19 protein-coding genes and 1 pseudogene are annotated in these 14,380 nt (G+C 58.1%); 19 read left to right on the top strand and 1 reads right to left on the bottom strand.

Annotation, left to right across the window (positions count from 1 at the left end; genetic code table 11):
• Nucleotides 1-7: 7 nt before the first annotated feature.
• Nucleotides 8-1,204 (bottom strand): thiolase family protein, encoded by a 1,197-nt coding sequence (locus tag AC0V6K_RS14660; RefSeq protein ID WP_472623513.1) that lies wholly within the window; start codon nt 1,202-1,204, stop codon nt 8-10.
• Between AC0V6K_RS14660 and AC0V6K_RS14655 the strand changes: the two genes are divergently transcribed.
• The 19 genes and pseudogenes from AC0V6K_RS14655 to nuoK all read left to right on the top strand — a co-directional run bounded on the left by AC0V6K_RS14655 (nt 1,203) and on the right by nuoK (nt 14,375).
• Complete coding sequence (locus AC0V6K_RS14655) at nt 1,203-1,406, top strand: hypothetical protein (protein WP_472623511.1); 204 nt, start codon at nt 1,203-1,205, stop codon at nt 1,404-1,406. The two genes, AC0V6K_RS14660 and AC0V6K_RS14655, sit on opposite strands and share 2 nt — an antisense overlap.
• On the top strand, nt 1,367-2,797 hold the full coding sequence (locus AC0V6K_RS14650) for a coniferyl aldehyde dehydrogenase (protein ID WP_472623509.1): 1,431 nt from the start codon (nt 1,367-1,369) through the stop codon (nt 2,795-2,797). The genes AC0V6K_RS14655 and AC0V6K_RS14650 overlap by 40 nt, the downstream gene beginning before the upstream one ends.
• A gap of 177 nt (nt 2,798-2,974) precedes the next feature.
• Complete coding sequence (locus AC0V6K_RS14645) at nt 2,975-3,349, top strand: NADH-quinone oxidoreductase subunit A (protein WP_472626169.1); 375 nt, start codon at nt 2,975-2,977, stop codon at nt 3,347-3,349.
• A gap of 68 nt (nt 3,350-3,417) precedes the next feature.
• The gene (locus AC0V6K_RS14640; RefSeq protein ID WP_472626167.1) at nt 3,418-3,951 is read left to right on the top strand and encodes a NuoB/complex I 20 kDa subunit family protein; all 534 of its coding nucleotides are present in this window, start codon (nt 3,418-3,420) and stop codon (nt 3,949-3,951) included.
• A gap of 62 nt (nt 3,952-4,013) precedes the next feature.
• The gene (locus tag AC0V6K_RS14635) at nt 4,014-4,526 is read left to right on the top strand and encodes a hypothetical protein (RefSeq protein ID WP_472623507.1); all 513 of its coding nucleotides are present in this window, start codon (nt 4,014-4,016) and stop codon (nt 4,524-4,526) included.
• Nucleotides 4,523-5,137 (top strand): annotated as a pseudogene (locus AC0V6K_RS14630) (NADH-quinone oxidoreductase subunit C); the annotation flags it as partial. The gene AC0V6K_RS14635 and the pseudogene AC0V6K_RS14630, both read left to right, overlap by 4 nt.
• A gap of 17 nt (nt 5,138-5,154) precedes the next feature.
• Nucleotides 5,155-6,366: an NADH-quinone oxidoreductase subunit D gene (locus AC0V6K_RS14625; RefSeq protein WP_472623505.1), complete on the top strand. Its 1,212-nt coding sequence runs from the start codon at nt 5,155-5,157 to the stop codon at nt 6,364-6,366.
• Nucleotides 6,363-6,539 (top strand): hypothetical protein, encoded by a 177-nt coding sequence (locus AC0V6K_RS14620; RefSeq protein ID WP_472623503.1) that lies wholly within the window; start codon nt 6,363-6,365, stop codon nt 6,537-6,539. Before AC0V6K_RS14625 ends, AC0V6K_RS14620 begins: the two co-directional genes overlap by 4 nt.
• Nucleotides 6,532-7,200 (top strand): complex I 24 kDa subunit family protein, encoded by a 669-nt coding sequence (locus AC0V6K_RS14615; protein ID WP_472623501.1) that lies wholly within the window; start codon nt 6,532-6,534, stop codon nt 7,198-7,200. Before AC0V6K_RS14620 ends, AC0V6K_RS14615 begins: the two co-directional genes overlap by 8 nt.
• Nucleotides 7,197-7,352: a hypothetical protein gene (locus tag AC0V6K_RS14610; protein ID WP_472623499.1), complete on the top strand. Its 156-nt coding sequence runs from the start codon at nt 7,197-7,199 to the stop codon at nt 7,350-7,352. The genes AC0V6K_RS14615 and AC0V6K_RS14610 overlap by 4 nt, the downstream gene beginning before the upstream one ends.
• Nucleotides 7,349-7,546 carry a hypothetical protein gene (locus AC0V6K_RS14605; RefSeq protein ID WP_472623497.1) on the top strand — a complete coding sequence of 66 codons (198 nt, stop codon included), beginning with the start codon at nt 7,349-7,351 and terminating at the stop codon, nt 7,544-7,546. Before AC0V6K_RS14610 ends, AC0V6K_RS14605 begins: the two co-directional genes overlap by 4 nt.
• Nucleotides 7,536-8,828, top strand: coding sequence for an NADH-quinone oxidoreductase subunit NuoF (gene nuoF, locus AC0V6K_RS14600; RefSeq protein ID WP_472623495.1), 1,293 nt, complete (start codon nt 7,536-7,538; stop codon nt 8,826-8,828). The genes AC0V6K_RS14605 and nuoF overlap by 11 nt, the downstream gene beginning before the upstream one ends.
• Nucleotides 8,825-9,664 carry a hypothetical protein gene (locus AC0V6K_RS14595; protein ID WP_486172682.1) on the top strand — a complete coding sequence of 280 codons (840 nt, stop codon included), beginning with the start codon at nt 8,825-8,827 and terminating at the stop codon, nt 9,662-9,664. The genes nuoF and AC0V6K_RS14595 overlap by 4 nt, the downstream gene beginning before the upstream one ends.
• A complete protein-coding gene (gene nuoG / locus AC0V6K_RS14590; protein WP_472623491.1) occupies nt 9,657-11,678 on the top strand; it encodes an NADH-quinone oxidoreductase subunit NuoG in 2,022 nt (673 codons plus the stop codon). Before AC0V6K_RS14595 ends, nuoG begins: the two co-directional genes overlap by 8 nt.
• Entirely contained in the window at nt 11,675-11,866 is a 192-nt protein-coding gene (locus AC0V6K_RS14585) for a hypothetical protein (RefSeq protein WP_472623489.1), read from the top strand. The genes nuoG and AC0V6K_RS14585 overlap by 4 nt, the downstream gene beginning before the upstream one ends.
• Complete coding sequence (gene nuoH / locus AC0V6K_RS14580; RefSeq protein WP_472623487.1) at nt 11,863-12,909, top strand: NADH-quinone oxidoreductase subunit NuoH; 1,047 nt, start codon at nt 11,863-11,865, stop codon at nt 12,907-12,909. The genes AC0V6K_RS14585 and nuoH overlap by 4 nt, the downstream gene beginning before the upstream one ends.
• Complete coding sequence (gene nuoI, locus AC0V6K_RS14575; protein ID WP_472623485.1) at nt 12,906-13,394, top strand: NADH-quinone oxidoreductase subunit NuoI; 489 nt, start codon at nt 12,906-12,908, stop codon at nt 13,392-13,394. The genes nuoH and nuoI overlap by 4 nt, the downstream gene beginning before the upstream one ends.
• 43 nt (nt 13,395-13,437) lie before the next feature.
• Nucleotides 13,438-14,064 carry an NADH-quinone oxidoreductase subunit J gene (locus AC0V6K_RS14570; protein WP_472623483.1) on the top strand — a complete coding sequence of 209 codons (627 nt, stop codon included), beginning with the start codon at nt 13,438-13,440 and terminating at the stop codon, nt 14,062-14,064.
• Nucleotides 14,065-14,069: 5 nt separating this feature from the next.
• Complete coding sequence (nuoK, locus tag AC0V6K_RS14565) at nt 14,070-14,375, top strand: NADH-quinone oxidoreductase subunit NuoK (protein WP_472626165.1); 306 nt, start codon at nt 14,070-14,072, stop codon at nt 14,373-14,375.
• Nucleotides 14,376-14,380 lie beyond the last annotated feature (5 nt).

Below are 14,380 nucleotides of genomic sequence, written 5' to 3'. Positions count from 1 at the left end.
TAGAGATTTAGACCAGTTCGACCGCCACGGCGGTAGCTTCACCACCACCAATACACAGGCTCGCGACACCGCGTGTTTTGCCTTGCGACTTTAGCGCATTTAGCAGCGTTACGACGATGCGGGTGCCCGATGCGCCGATGGGGTGGCCGAGAGCTGTCGCGCCGCCATTTACGTTGATCTTCGCATGGTCGATCCCGATGTCGCGCATGGCGAACATCGAAACGCAGGCAAACGCCTCATTCACTTCCCAGAGGTCGACGTCGTCGACCGACCAGCCCGCATTGGCGAGCACCTTCTCGATGGCGCCGACCGGTGCGACGGTGAAGTCCTTTGGTTCGCGAGCATGAGCGGCCATGGCGACGATCTTAGCGACCGGCTCTACGCCTTTTTCCTTGGCGATGCTTTCGCGTGTCAAGACAACCGCAGCGGCTCCGTCCGAGATCGAGCTTGAGGTCGCAGCGGTGATGGTGCCGTCCTTGGCAAACGCAGGACGAAGGGCAGGGATCTTATCCGGGCGACCACGACCGGGCTGCTCATCGGTATCGACGGTCACTTCGCCCTTCCGGGTGGCAAAGGTGACCGGAACAACCTCACCAGCAAACGCGCCGTTTTCAATGGCAGCGTTGGCGCGGCGCAGCGACTCAATTGAGTAGTTGTCCTGATCTTCGCGAGTCAGCTGGTATTCGTCCGCAGTGTCTTGCGCGAATGTACCCATCGCTCGGCCTTCTTCGTAAGCATCTTCGAGGCCGTCGAGGAACATGTGGTCATAGGCCGTGTCATGTCCGATGCGCGCGCCCGAGCGGTGCTTCTTGAGCAGATAAGGCGCGTTGGTCATGCTCTCCATGCCGCCTGCGATGACCATATCAACGGTGCCGCTGGCGAGGGCTTCGGCGCCCATTATGACGGTCTGCATACCGCTGCCGCACACTTTGTTGATCGTGGTTGCCTGAACCGATTTGGGCAGACCAGCTTTGATTGTCGCCTGACGGGCAGGAGCTTGACCGAGCCCAGCAGGAAGCACGCAGCCCATGTAAGTGCGGTCGAAATCGTCGCCGCTAATACCCGAGCGCTCAACCGCCGCTTTCACAGCAGTCGCGCCAAGATCGGTGGCCGAAACATCGGACAATGCCCCCTGCATACCGCCCATGGGAGTGCGGGCATAAGAGAGGATAACGATCGGGTCTGCGGCAGAAAACTGGGCCATGAAAAGCGTTCCTTTGTTCGAACGATTGAATGTTGCGGGTGATGTAATGCTGCGCTGCGGCAATGGCAATGAGACGAAGGGCCTATTCGTATTCGCTTGTCAGGCTCGCACGATTGCGCAAGAAGAGTGGCAATTCAAAACCAGTGTTTGGGAGAGAGACACATGGCCGACGACCGCCGCGCCGAGCAAGAAGCAATCCTGAAACTCCAGCGTGATGCCTTCACTGCGTCGCGTCCCGAGGGAATGGCAATCCGCAAAGACCGGATCAGGCGGGCGATGGCTCTGCTGAAGGACAAGGGCGAAGAGCTTTGCAAGGCGATGAGCGCGGACTTCGGCAATCGCGCGATGGAGCAGTCAATGCTCACCGATATCGCGGGCACGGTCGGTGCGGGCAAACATGCGCTGAAGCACATGGACAAATGGGCGAAGACTGAAAAACGCCCGGTGCAGTTTCCGCTCGGTCTGCTGGGTGCCAAGGCAGAGGTTCGTTATGAGCCCAAGGGCGTGATCGGCATCCTTTCGCCGTGGAACTTCCCTGTGAATTTGGCTTTCTCACCGCTGATGCAGGTGCTTGCGGCCGGTAACCGCGCGATGATCAAACCGAGCGAATTCACCGAGCGCACCAGCGAACTGATGGCTGAGTATGTCAGTGAGTACTTTGCGCAGGACGAGGTCGCCGTGATGACGGGCGGCCCCGAAGTTGCGGCGGCGTTCTCTTCGCTCCCATTCGATCACCTGGTCTTCACCGGTTCGACCCCGACCGGCAAGATCGTGATGAAGGCGGCGGCAGAAAACCTCGTGCCGGTCACGCTTGAGCTGGGCGGCAAATCGCCCGTTATCATGGGCCGCAGCGCCGATTACGAGAAAGCGGGCGAGCGCATAGCGCTCGGCAAGATGATGAATGCCGGACAGATCTGTCTGTCACCCGACTACATGGTTGTGCCAGAGGATAAGCAAGACGAGGCCGTTGCCGGTGTCGCCAGCGGTGTCGGCAATCTCTATCCGACGCTGCTCGAAAATGACGATTACGCCTCGATTGTTTCGGACCGCCACTTCGAGCGGCTGCAGGGACTGGTGGAAGACGCGCGAGATAAAGGCGCCGATGTGATCGAGGTCAATCCTGGTGGCGAGGACTTCTCCAACGCAAACCAGCGCAAAATGCCGCTCAACATCATCAAGAACGTCAATGACGATATGAAGGTGATGCAGGAAGAGATCTTCGGCCCGCTGCTGCCGGTTATGACATACAAGTCAGTCGATCAGGCGGTCGATTACGTCAACGACCACGATCGTCCTCTTGGCCTCTATTACTTTGGGGATGACAAAGCCGAGCAGGAGCGCGTGCTCACCCGTACAATCTCCGGCGGTGTGACGACCAACGATGTGATTTTCCACGTGTCGATGGAAGACCTGCCATTTGGGGGTGTCGGACCATCCGGCATCGGCAGCTATCACGCGATCGAGGGTTTCCGCGAATTCAGCCATGCGCGCGCCGTGTATCATCAGCCCAAGATCGACATCGCCAAACTGGGTGGGTTCAAGCCGCCCTACGGCAAGGCGACCGAGAAGGCCGCCGCCAATATGATGAAGTGATGCGGAGCGCGATCGCGCGCACCAATCTCTTTCTGAGCCTCGCCGTTCGCCAAGCGCGATTGGCGGGGTTCGCTTTTATGCAACAAATATACGCAGGTTTGCCCGATTCGAGGTCTTGCGCGGTGGCGGCGAGGGGCCTAGTGCGCGCGGTAGGGATTAATAAGCTTGGACATTGCTGTGATAGACCTCAGCCAGTATCTGCCGATACTGTTATTCATCTTGGTCGCGCTAGGCCTTTCAGTGCTCTTCGTGTTTTTGCCGATGGGCGTGTCTCGTCTGACGGGTGCGCACAATCCGGACGCTGAAAAGCTGTCTGAATATGAGTGCGGATTTCCCGCATTTGAAGACGCGCGCAGCCAGTTTGACGTGCGCTTCTACCTCGTCGCGATCAGTTTCATCATCTTCGATCTCGAAGCTGCGTTCCTGTTTCCTTGGGCAGTGAGCCTGGGTGAGACGCAGTGGGTCGGATGGATCGGCATGATGACCTTCCTGTTCATCCTCGCTGTTGGTCTCGCATACGAATGGAAGAAGGGAGCTCTGGACTGGGAATGAGCACCTCGAATAACTCCACAATCATCACGCCGCCCACCGCGCCGATCAACGCAGCCGAAGCCGCTGCGATGATGCCGACCGCGCAAGGCGGCGAGGTGCGTCTGCCTGACGCCGATTACTTCGATGCGCTGCAGACTGAGGTGAATGACAAGGGTTTCCTTGTTACTTCGACCGAGGACGTCTTCCAATGGGCGCGCACCGGCTCGCTGTGGTGGATGACTTTCGGCCTCGCGTGCTGCGCGGTCGAGATGATCCATGTGAACATGCCGCGTTATGACATGGAGCGCTTTGGCGCTGCCCCGCGCGCATCCCCGCGTCAGTCGGACCTGATGATCGTCGCAGGCACGCTATGCAACAAGATGGCTCCGGCGCTGCGCAAGGTTTACGACCAGATGTCTGATCCGAAATACGTGATCAGCATGGGATCGTGCGCCAATGGCGGCGGCTACTATCACTACAGTTATAGCGTTGTGCGCGGATGCGACCGCATCGTTCCGGTTGATATCTATGTGCCCGGTTGCCCGCCGACTGCCGAAGCTTTGCTCTATGGCGTGATGCAGTTGCAGCGGAAAATCCGCCGCGTGGGGACGATTGAGCGATGATGCCAGACCGAGCCAACGAGCGTCCAATTGCACAGTTTGCAGCGAGCTGTGCTTTGCTCTTGATGGGGGGTATCCCCACGTCTGCATTGGCGCAAGAGTTCGACGAGGGCAGTGCCATCGATTTTCAGCAGACGATCAGCAAGAGCGTTACTGTTAAGGGCGCTCAAGTCTCTGCGCAAATGCCATGCGCGAAGCCGTCGACAAGGGTGCACAGCTCTGGCTCATTGTCCAGCCTCTGTGCGGACGAAAACGTGATGTACATTCTCGCTGTCTCCACTGGAGTAGACAGTGACAAGGAATTTCCGATCGTCTCAAATTTTGAGCAGGTCTTGAAAGAAGCAAAGGCTGAGAGCGATTTGATCTCGCTTGATACAAGAGCATCAAACGGTCGGCGTTCGTTTCAAGTCGCTCGCGGACCCGAAACCGAATTTAGCTTGGCTCGCATGGTTGAAGTCGAGCCTGGCTTGATTGCGGCTGCTTTGGTCGTCCGTAGCCCGGGCGCGTCTGAGCCCACCAGCGCTGATCAGAGAACAAAGGCGCTTACATACGTGGCATCGCTAGAGGTCAAGAAATGACAGTCCTCCACTCCGCCCCGAAATTTGCCACCAATGAAGGCGTGATCGACGCGATTGGCGAGACGATCAGCGTTTGGATTGACGGCGCGCACGAAGCGCATGGTGAGGTAATCTTCACCGTCAAACGCGAGGAAATCGCTCGCGTGCTGCAGATCCTTCGTGACGAGCATGAATACCAGCAGTTGATGGAAATTGCGGGCGCCGACTATCCGGCGCGCGGTGAGCGTTTTGAAGTCGTGTACATGCTGCTGAGCCTGACCAATAACCACCGGATCATGGTCAAATGCTCGACTGATGAGAGCACACCGGTGCCGACGGTCACAACACTTTGGCCTAACGCTGGTTGGCTCGAGCGTGAAGTGTTTGACATGTACGGTGTCACATTCGCAGGCAACCCTGACCTTCGCCGCATCCTCACCGATTATGGCTTTGAAGGGCACCCGTTCCGCAAAGATTTCCCGATGACGGGCTATACAGAGCTACGTTACTCCGAGGAAGAAAAGCGCGTGGTTTACGAGCCGGTGGAGCTGGCGCAAGACATGCGGACTTTTGACTTTTTGTCGCCATGGGAGGGTTCGGACTACGTGCTGCCCGGCGATGAAAAGGCCGATGAGAAGGGGGACGACAAATGAGCGTCCAGATGGAAGAATCGCCCACCAATGACGGCGATGTCATCAGCAATTACACGATCAACTTCGGCCCGCAGCACCCCGCTGCGCACGGCGTTTTGCGCATGGTCATGGAGCTGGATGGCGAGGTCATTGAACGCATCGACCCGCATGTCGGTCTGCTTCACCGCGGCACTGAGAAGCTGATCGAGCAGAAGACCTATCTGCAGGCGCTGCCGTATTTTGACCGGCTCGATTACTGTTCGCCGCTGTGCATGGAGCACTCATACGTGCTCGCCATCGAGAAGCTGCTCAATCTCGAAGTGCCCGAGCGTGCGCAATATCTGCGCGTGCTGTTTGCCGAGCTGACCCGCATCTGCAACCACTTCCTCAACATGGGCGCGCATGTCCTTGATGTGGGGGCATTTACACCGAACCTGTGGATGATGGATCTGCGCGAAGATTGCATGAACTTCTTCGAGCGGGCGTCTGGCGCGCGCATGCACTCGGCATGGTATCGTCCGGGTGGTGTCCACCAGGATGTGCCGGAAAAGCTGCTGGTCGATATTGGCGACTGGATCGACAACCGTCTGTTCCAGCTGTTCGATGACGCGATGAGCCTGGTGATCGACAACCGCATCTTCAAACAGCGCAATGTCGATATCGCCGTGGTCAGCCGCGACGATGCGGTCGCATGGGGCTTTAGCGGCCCGATGATCCGCGCGGCGGGCATTCCGTGGGACCTGCGCAAATCGCAGCCTTATGACGTTTATGACCGCATGGAATTCGACATTCCGGTCGGCACAAACAGCGACTGTTATGACCGCTTCATGGTCCGCGTTGCTGAAATCCGCGAGAGTGCGAAGATCATCAAACAGTGCCTGCGCGATATGCCCGAAGGTCCTGTTGCCAGCACCCATGGCAAGGTTTCGCCCCCGAAGCGCGGCGAGATGAAGCAGTCGATGGAAAGCCTGATCCACCACTTCAAACTGTACACCGAAGGCTTCCACGTGCCGGAAGGTGAGGTTTATGTCGCGACCGAAAGTCCCAAGGGTGAGTTCGGCGTCTATCTCGTCAGCGATGGCACCAACAAACCGTACCGCTGCAAGATCCGCCCGACCGCGTTTAGCCACCTTCAAGCAATGGACATGATGAGCAAGGGCCACATGCTGCCCGATGCAACCGCTATCCTAGGCGCTATCGACGTTGTGTTTGGGGAGTGTGACCGTTGAGTAAGCGCCAACTTGCGATCTATGCCCTTGTGCCCCTGGCCATAATCAATGCGCTCAATGCGCTTGATCTGGTCGATCTTGGTTGGCTGCTTTGGCCGCTGGTTTTCGCAATCATTGTGGCTGCTGCGATTGTGATCACAACGCCTAGCGATAAGGACACCGGCAATGGCTGACCGTACACCCGCACCCGATACGCCTGAGCTTCGCGCGCGCTGGGGAGACTTTATGTGGACCCCGGCGAACAAGAAGAAGGCCGACTACCACATCGCCAAATACCCCGAAGGCCGCGCGAAATCCGCGACCATGCCGTTGCTCGACCTCGCGCAGCGTCAGGTCGGCGAAGAAACCGATACGCAGGGCTGGCTCCCGTTGCCGGTGATTGAATATGTCGCTGACTATATCGACGTGCCGGTCATCCGCGTGCTCGAAGTCGCGACGTTCTATTTCATGTACAACATGAAGCCGGTCGGGAAATACCACGTGCAGGTTTGCGGCACGACGCCGTGCATGCTTCGTGGATCGGATGACATCATCTCCGCGTGCAAAAAGCGCGGGATGGAGTTCGGCAAGGTCTCCGAAGACGGCCTTTGGACCCTCACCGAAGTTGAATGTATGGGCAACTGCGCCACCGCGCCGATGGTCCAGATCAACGACGACAATTATGAAGACCTGACCGAAGATCGCCTCAATGCGGTGCTCGATGCTCTGGCGAAGGGTGAGCAACCCAAAGTCGGCACGCAAGAGCCCGGTCGCCATACATCGGAACCCAAGGAAGGCGTCACCAGCCTCAAAGAAATGGTCGATGCCAATCACGACTATAGAGGTGAGTGGTGAGCGGCATTCTCTCTATAATTGCGGCGCTATTCATCGCCTTTATCGCGTACAAATTGCTGATGGGCGTTGTGCGGGTTGTGGTGATCGTCGCTATCTTGGCGACGCTTGGCTACCTCTATTCAACCGGCACGCTTTCGGGGCTGCTCGGATGAACGGTGCAACCATTGCCTTGATGATGGCAGGCCTCGTGTCCTTTCTGGCGGGAGCCTATCTTGCCGCTGACGGCAGCCGAACAACCGGCATTGTGCTGATGGCCAATGGCCTGATCTTTCAAGCGCTAACGCTGCGCCAATTGCGGGCAGTATCGAAGACCGACAAGGATAAGGATGAAAGTGATGCTGGCTGATAAGGACCGCATCTTCACCAATGTCTATGGCTTCCAGGATTGGGGCCTGAAGGAAGCGCAGGCGCGCGGCGATTGGGACAACACCAAGGCGCTGATCGAGCGTGGGCAGGACAATATCATCGAAGAGATGAAGGCTTCGGGCCTGCGCGGGCGGGGCGGGGCAGGCTTCCCCACCGGCCTAAAATGGTCATTCATGCCGAAGGAAAGCAAGGATGGTCGCCCGAGCTTCCTCGTCATCAATGCTGACGAGTCCGAGCCGGGTTCGTGCAAAGACCGCGAGATTATCCGTCACGATCCGCATAAGCTGATCGAAGGTGCGCTGGTCGCCGGTTTCGCAATGCGTGCGCGCGCCGCCTACATTTACATTCGCGGTGAATACATTCGTGAAGCCGAGACGCTCCAGAAGGCGATCGACGAGGCATATGACGCCGGCCTGATTGGCAAGAACGCCAGCGGTTCCGGCTACGATTTCGATGTGTTCATGCACCGCGGTGCGGGCGCTTACATCTGCGGTGAGGAAACCGCGATGATTGAAAGCCTTGAAGGCAAAAAGGGGCAACCGCGCCTCAAGCCGCCATTCCCGGCAGGTGCTGGATTGTATGGTTGTCCGACCACGGTCAACAACGTCGAGTCCATCGCGGTTGTACCGACGATCCTTCGTCGCGGCGCATCGTGGTTTGCAAGCTTTGGGCGGGAAAACAACGCTGGCACCAAACTGTTCCAGATCAGCGGCCATGTTGAGCAACCCTGCGTTGTCGAAGAAGCCATGAGTATTCCCTTCCGCGAGCTGATCGAAAAGCATTGCGGCGGCATTCGTGGTGGTTGGGACAATTTGCTGGCTGTGATCCCTGGCGGTTCCTCGGTTCCGTTGGTTCCCGCAGAGCAGATTATGGACGCGCCGATGGACTTTGACGGTCTCAAAGACCTTGGCTCCGGCCTCGGCACGGCTGCTGTGATCGTGATGGACAAATCGACCGACATCGTTCGCGCAATTTCCCGTCTGAGCTATTTCTACAAGCACGAGAGCTGTGGCCAGTGCACGCCTTGCCGTGAGGGCACAGGCTGGATGTGGCGCGTGATGGAGCGCCTGCGTACTGGCGATGCGGCGATTGAAGAAATCGACATGCTGCACGAAGTGACCAAGCAGGTCGAAGGGCATACGATCTGTGCGTTGGGCGATGCAGCGGCGTGGCCCATTCAGGGCTTGATCCGTCACTTCCGCCCGGAACTCGAAAAGCGCATCCACGAACACAACGCCCAATTTGCGGAGGCGGCAGAGTGAACCGCCTGATCGCTTTTGGTGTTATCGCCAGCTTGATGGCTGGGGCCCTTAACGCGCAGCCACGTCCGCGTATGGAGCAGAATGTTGCGAAGCAGCGTGAGGCTGTGGAGGCATGGACCGCGTGTATTGCAGACGAGAATGTCGAGGAAGTCAGCGAAGTGCTGGTGCTCGATTTTCGTTCTGGTCCGTACGGCGAGAAGATGAAGAAGCTTGCGAAGAAGCGCGTGAGCCAGCGTTGTTTTGATGCCATGCCGCGCAGCTACCGCAAGATTGAGCTTGGCGGCCTGCCTTTCGCGGGTGGTCTTGCCGAGCGGCTGATAGAAACTTCGGCGGAACCGCTGCTCAAGCGCTTGTCCTATGCAGCTATTGGCAAGGCTCCGGCAACATTCTCTTACACCGACGAAGTTGCAAGTTGCGTCGTACGCGGTGCGCCCAATCTCGCCGCCGATCTGTTCGCAACCGAGATCAACTCGGAAGAGGAAACAGCCGCACTGGGAGCTATTGCGCCGGTGACAAAGATCTGCACTTCGCAGGGCACGCCAATCGAAGCCTCGCCACTGGCTTTGCGCTCGATGCTCGCCACCGCTGCGTTTCGCGTTTTGGCTGCGCAGGGCGCGGTTGTTAGCGACCAAGAGCCGGAGGCGGCCTTTGTCGCGTGCCTCAAAGACAAGCAGCCAGACATGATCGCCAAGATCCGCGACGCATCCGGCGAAGACGCATTCCTTAGCGCGCTCAAACAGGGCGCGGAAATCTGCTCAATCAAAGTCGAAGGCATGAGCATGGGTAAGCTTTTCAAGGCATTGAACGCATACAAACAGGACGACACCGATGCCTAAGGTAACCGTAGACGGACAAGAGGTCGAAGTGCCCGCAGGTGCCACAGTGCTTCAGGCGTGTGAGGCAGCGGGCAAAGAGATCCCGCGCTTCTGTTATCACGAGCGTCTCAGCATTGCCGGCAATTGCCGCATGTGTCTGGTCGAAGTGAAGCCGGGACCGCCGAAGCCTCAGGCTTCGTGTGCGTTGCCCGCTGGTGACGGTCAGGAAATCCGCACCGACACGCCAATGGTCAAGAAGGCGCGTGAAGGGGTGATGGAGTTTTTGCTCATCAACCACCCTCTCGATTGCCCGATTTGCGACCAGGGCGGCGAATGCGATTTGCAGGACCAAGCGGTCTCCTATGGCCGTGGCGGCTCGCGTTACGAGCGCGAGAACAAGCGCGCCGTGACCGAGAAGTACATGGGGCCGCTGATCAAGACGATCATGACCCGCTGCATCCACTGCACCCGCTGCGTGCGTTTCTCCGAGGAGATTGCGGGCGTGGACGAGATCGGCGCGCTCTATCGCGGCGAAGATATGCAGATCACCACCTATCTGGAGCAGGCGGCGTCGCACGAACTTTCGGCGAATGTGATTGATCTGTGCCCGGTCGGTGCGCTCACCTCGCGTCCTTACGCATTTGAGGCCCGACCATGGGAATTGAAGCGCACGCTGAGTATTGATGTTAGCGATGCGGTCGGCGCGAACATTTCGCTCCATTCCAAAGGCCGCGAAGTCATGCGCGCGCTTCCGCGCGTGAACGACGAGGTCAACGAAGAATGGCTGTCGGACAAAGGCCGATATCAAGTCGATGGCCTGAGCAAGCGGCGCTTGGACAAGGTCTTCATCCGCAAAGGCGGCAAGCTGCAAGCTGCGGATTGGAGCGAGGCCTTTGATGCCATCGCGAAGAAGCTGAGAGGCAAGAGCAAATCGAGCATCGCCGCGGTTGCGGGCGATATGGTTGATTGCGAAACGATGTTCGCGGCCAAGACGCTGCTGAAAGCTTGCGGAAGCGACCTTACAGAAGCGCGCCAGACCGGCATGACATATGACGTGTCGAATCTCGCGGCGGTGAACTTCAACTCGACGCTGGCGGGGATCGAAAAGGCGGACTGCATCCTGATTGTGGGCGGCCAAGTGCGCTGGGAAGCAGCGTTGGTGAATACACGTCTGCGCAAAGCCGCCAAGAGTGGCGCGAAGGTGTTTGTGGTCGGCCCCGAATGGGAAACAACCTACCCGGCGGAATTCCTTGGCGAAGACCTGAAGGTACTCAATCGCGTGCCCAAGGCTTTGGGCGATGCGATGAAGGCCGCAGAGCGTCCGGCGGTGATCCTCGGCGGAGCGGCTCTGGCCAAAGGTGCGCTGGCACCCGCTCTGAAGCTTGTCGACAAGTTCGACTTGGTTCGTGACGATTGGAACGGTTTCAACGTTTTGCACATGAGTGCAGCGCGCATGGGATCGCTGATGCTCGACTTTACCGTTGAAGGTGGCATGGCCGACCTCGCAGCGGCTAAGCCCAAAGTGGTGCTGAGCCTTGGTGCAGATGAAATGGACTTCGAAACGTTCGCGGACAGCCTCAAAGTCTATATCGGCCACCATGGCGATGTTGGCGCACATGCCGCCGATGTGATTCTGCCTGCGGCGTCCTATGCCGAGAAAGACGGCACCTACGTCAACACCGAAGGTCGGGTACAGTTCGCTGAAAAAGCCGTGTTCGCGCCTGGTGACGCACGCGAAGACTGGACGATCCTGCGCGCTCTCGCCGATGCATTGAAGGTGAAAGTCGGCTTCGACAGCTTCGACGAATTGCAGACAGCAATGATCCAAGCGGTTCCGGCTCTGGGCGAAGAAGGCCTGGCCGATTACGGCGCGCTTCCCAAAGCGGACAGCAAGGCGAAGGCGGAAGGCGAAATCAACGCCTATCCGATTGCAGACTTCTACCTCACAAACCCTATCGCCCGCGCAAGCGCCGTGATGCAGCAATGTTCGGCGGAACTGCTCCATGCGGACGAGCTTAAGGAGGCGGCAGAATGAGCGATCCGTTCACCCGCTTTGTGGCACGCTATACGCCGCACTTTCTCATCGTGTTTTTTGTATACGCAATCGGCGCAACCGTGCTCTTCAACGGGCCGATCATCGAAAATGTGTTCTACGGTAGCTGGCTGCTGATCGCCGCAGCGCTGCTCACCCGGCTCGACATGTATATGGAGCGTCGCTCGTGACCGAGTTCTTCCAATCCTTTGGCATGTCCTATGAATGGGCATGGACCATCGCGACATTTGTCGGGATCATCGTGATCTCGCTGCTGGTCATGTTCTCGGTCGCCATGGTGATCTATGTCGACCGTAAGGTGCTGGGCGCGATCATGTTGCGGCGCGGTCCGAACGTGGTGGGGCCGTTTGGGCTACTCCAGTCCTTTGCGGACGGCCTCAAGGTGTTCCTGCAGGAAACCATCATCCCGAGCGCCGCGAACAAAGGTATCTTCCTCCTCGCGCCGATCATCACCTTCACGGTCGCGCTCGCCGCGTGGGCGGTTATCCCGTTTGACGAGGGCGTGCTGGTCTCGGACATCAACCTTGGCCTGCTATACATCCTCGCGATCAGCTCGCTGGGTGTTTACGGCGTGGTGATGTCGGGTTGGGCCTCCAACTCGAAGTACCCGTTCTTCTCCGCGATGCGCGCTGCTGCGCAGATGATCTCTTATGAGGTCTCGATCGGCTTTATTCTGGTTTGCGTGGTTCTGTGGACCAAGAGCTTCAACATGACCGATATCGTCATGGCTCAGAAGGGTCACGGCCTTGGCTTCGTCAACGGGTTCTATTTCAACCTGCTGCTGTTCCCGATGTTTGTGGTGTTCTTCATCTCGGCGCTGGCAGAGACGGCCCGCGCGCCGTTTGATCTAACCGAAGCAGAGTCGGAGCTCGTCGCCGGGTATCAGACCGAGTATTCGAGCATGGCCTTCGCGCTGTTCTGGCTTGGCGAATATGCCAACATCCTGCTGATGTGCTCACTGTGCACGCTGCTGTTCTTCGGCGGGTGGTTGCCCCCTGTTGAATGGGCGCCGCTGTACTATGTGCCGGGCATCATCTGGTTCCTGACCAAGACGTTCTTCTTCTTCTTCCTCTTCAGCTGGATCTGGGCGACCGTGCCGCGGTATCGCTATGACCAGCTGATGCGGCTTGGCTGGAAAGTGTTCCTGCCAATGAGCCTGTTCTTTGTCGCTGCAATCTCTGGCTACCTGATGGCCATTGGACACTTCTCATGACCTCCGCAACCCAACTCCTCAAATCGTTCACCCTGTGGGAATTCTTGAAGGCCCACGCGAAGACCATGCGCTATCTCTTCAAGCCCAAGGTGACGATCAACTATCCGTTCGAGAAGAACCCGCTGTCGCCCCGATTTCGCGGTGAGCATGCGCTGCGCCGTTATCCCAATGGCGAAGAGCGCTGCATTGCTTGTAAGCTGTGCGAAGCGGTGTGTCCGGCGCAGGCGATCACGATCGAGAGTGAACCGCGCGATGACGGCAGCCGCCGCACCACGCGCTATGACATCGACATGACGAAATGCATCTATTGCGGCTTCTGTCAGGAAGCGTGCCCGGTGGATGCAATCGTTGAGGGACCAAACTTCGAATACGCCACCGAAACGCGCGAAGAGCTGCTTTACGACAAAGCCAAGCTGCTCGCGAATGGTGACAAATGGGAACGGGCCATCGCGGCCAATCTTGAAGCCGACGCACCCTATCGTTAAGGGCGCCCATCGCTAGGGATCAGCGGGACGGAAAACAGGGATCATGTTACAAGCAATCGCTTTCTATATTTTCGCGACGATTGTTGTGGCCAGCGCGGTCATGGTGATCATGTCGCGGAACCCCGTACACAGCGTGCTGTGGCTGATCCTCGCGTTCTTTAACGCGGCGGGTCTGATGGTTCTGGTAGGCGCGGAGTTTATCGCGATGCTGCTGGTGATTGTCTATGTCGGTGCGGTCGCGGTCTTGTTCCTTTTCGTGGTGATGATGCTCGATATCGACTTCGCGGAGATGCGGGCCGGTTTCATCAAGAATTTTCCGCTGGGGATCGCGATTGCGGCGGTGCTTCTGGCTGAGCTTTTCCTTGGAATTGGCGCATACAACGTTGGCGGGCTGGAGCTGGCCTCGTCCGCAGACACAGTCGCAGCGCAGGGCGCAGATGAGAGCAACATCGAAGCTATCGGTCGCTTGCTCTACGGCCCCTACATCTTCCTATTCGAAGTGGCTGGCATCATCTTGCTGGTGGCCATGATCGGCGCGATTGTGCTGACCCACCGCGCACCGAAGCCGGGCGCACGCGGCCGTCAGGATATCGGCAAGCAGATCGCGCGACGTCCCGAGGATGCAACCGTCATGAAAAACCCGGAAACTGGGCAGGGGGTCGAGCTGTGAACGACATCATTGGCATCGAGCATTTCCTTGTCGTCGGCGCGATCCTGTTCGTGCTGGGCGTGCTGGGCATCTTCCTCAACCGCAAGAACATTATCGTCATCCTGATGGCGGTCGAGCTGATCTTGCTGGCTGTGAATATCAACCTCGTCGCGTTTAGCGCGGCGATGGACAATCTTGTGGGACAGGTCTTCGCGATGCTGGTTCTTACGGTTGCTGCGGCGGAGGCTGCCATCGGCCTCGCCATTCTAACCATCTACTATCGTGGACGCGGAACCATCGCCGTCGACGATGTGAACCGGATGAAGGGATAAGCTCC

It is taken from the genome of Erythrobacter sp. S43 (assembly GCF_057364955.1).
This window is presented reverse-complemented; position numbering and strand designations above follow the sequence as displayed.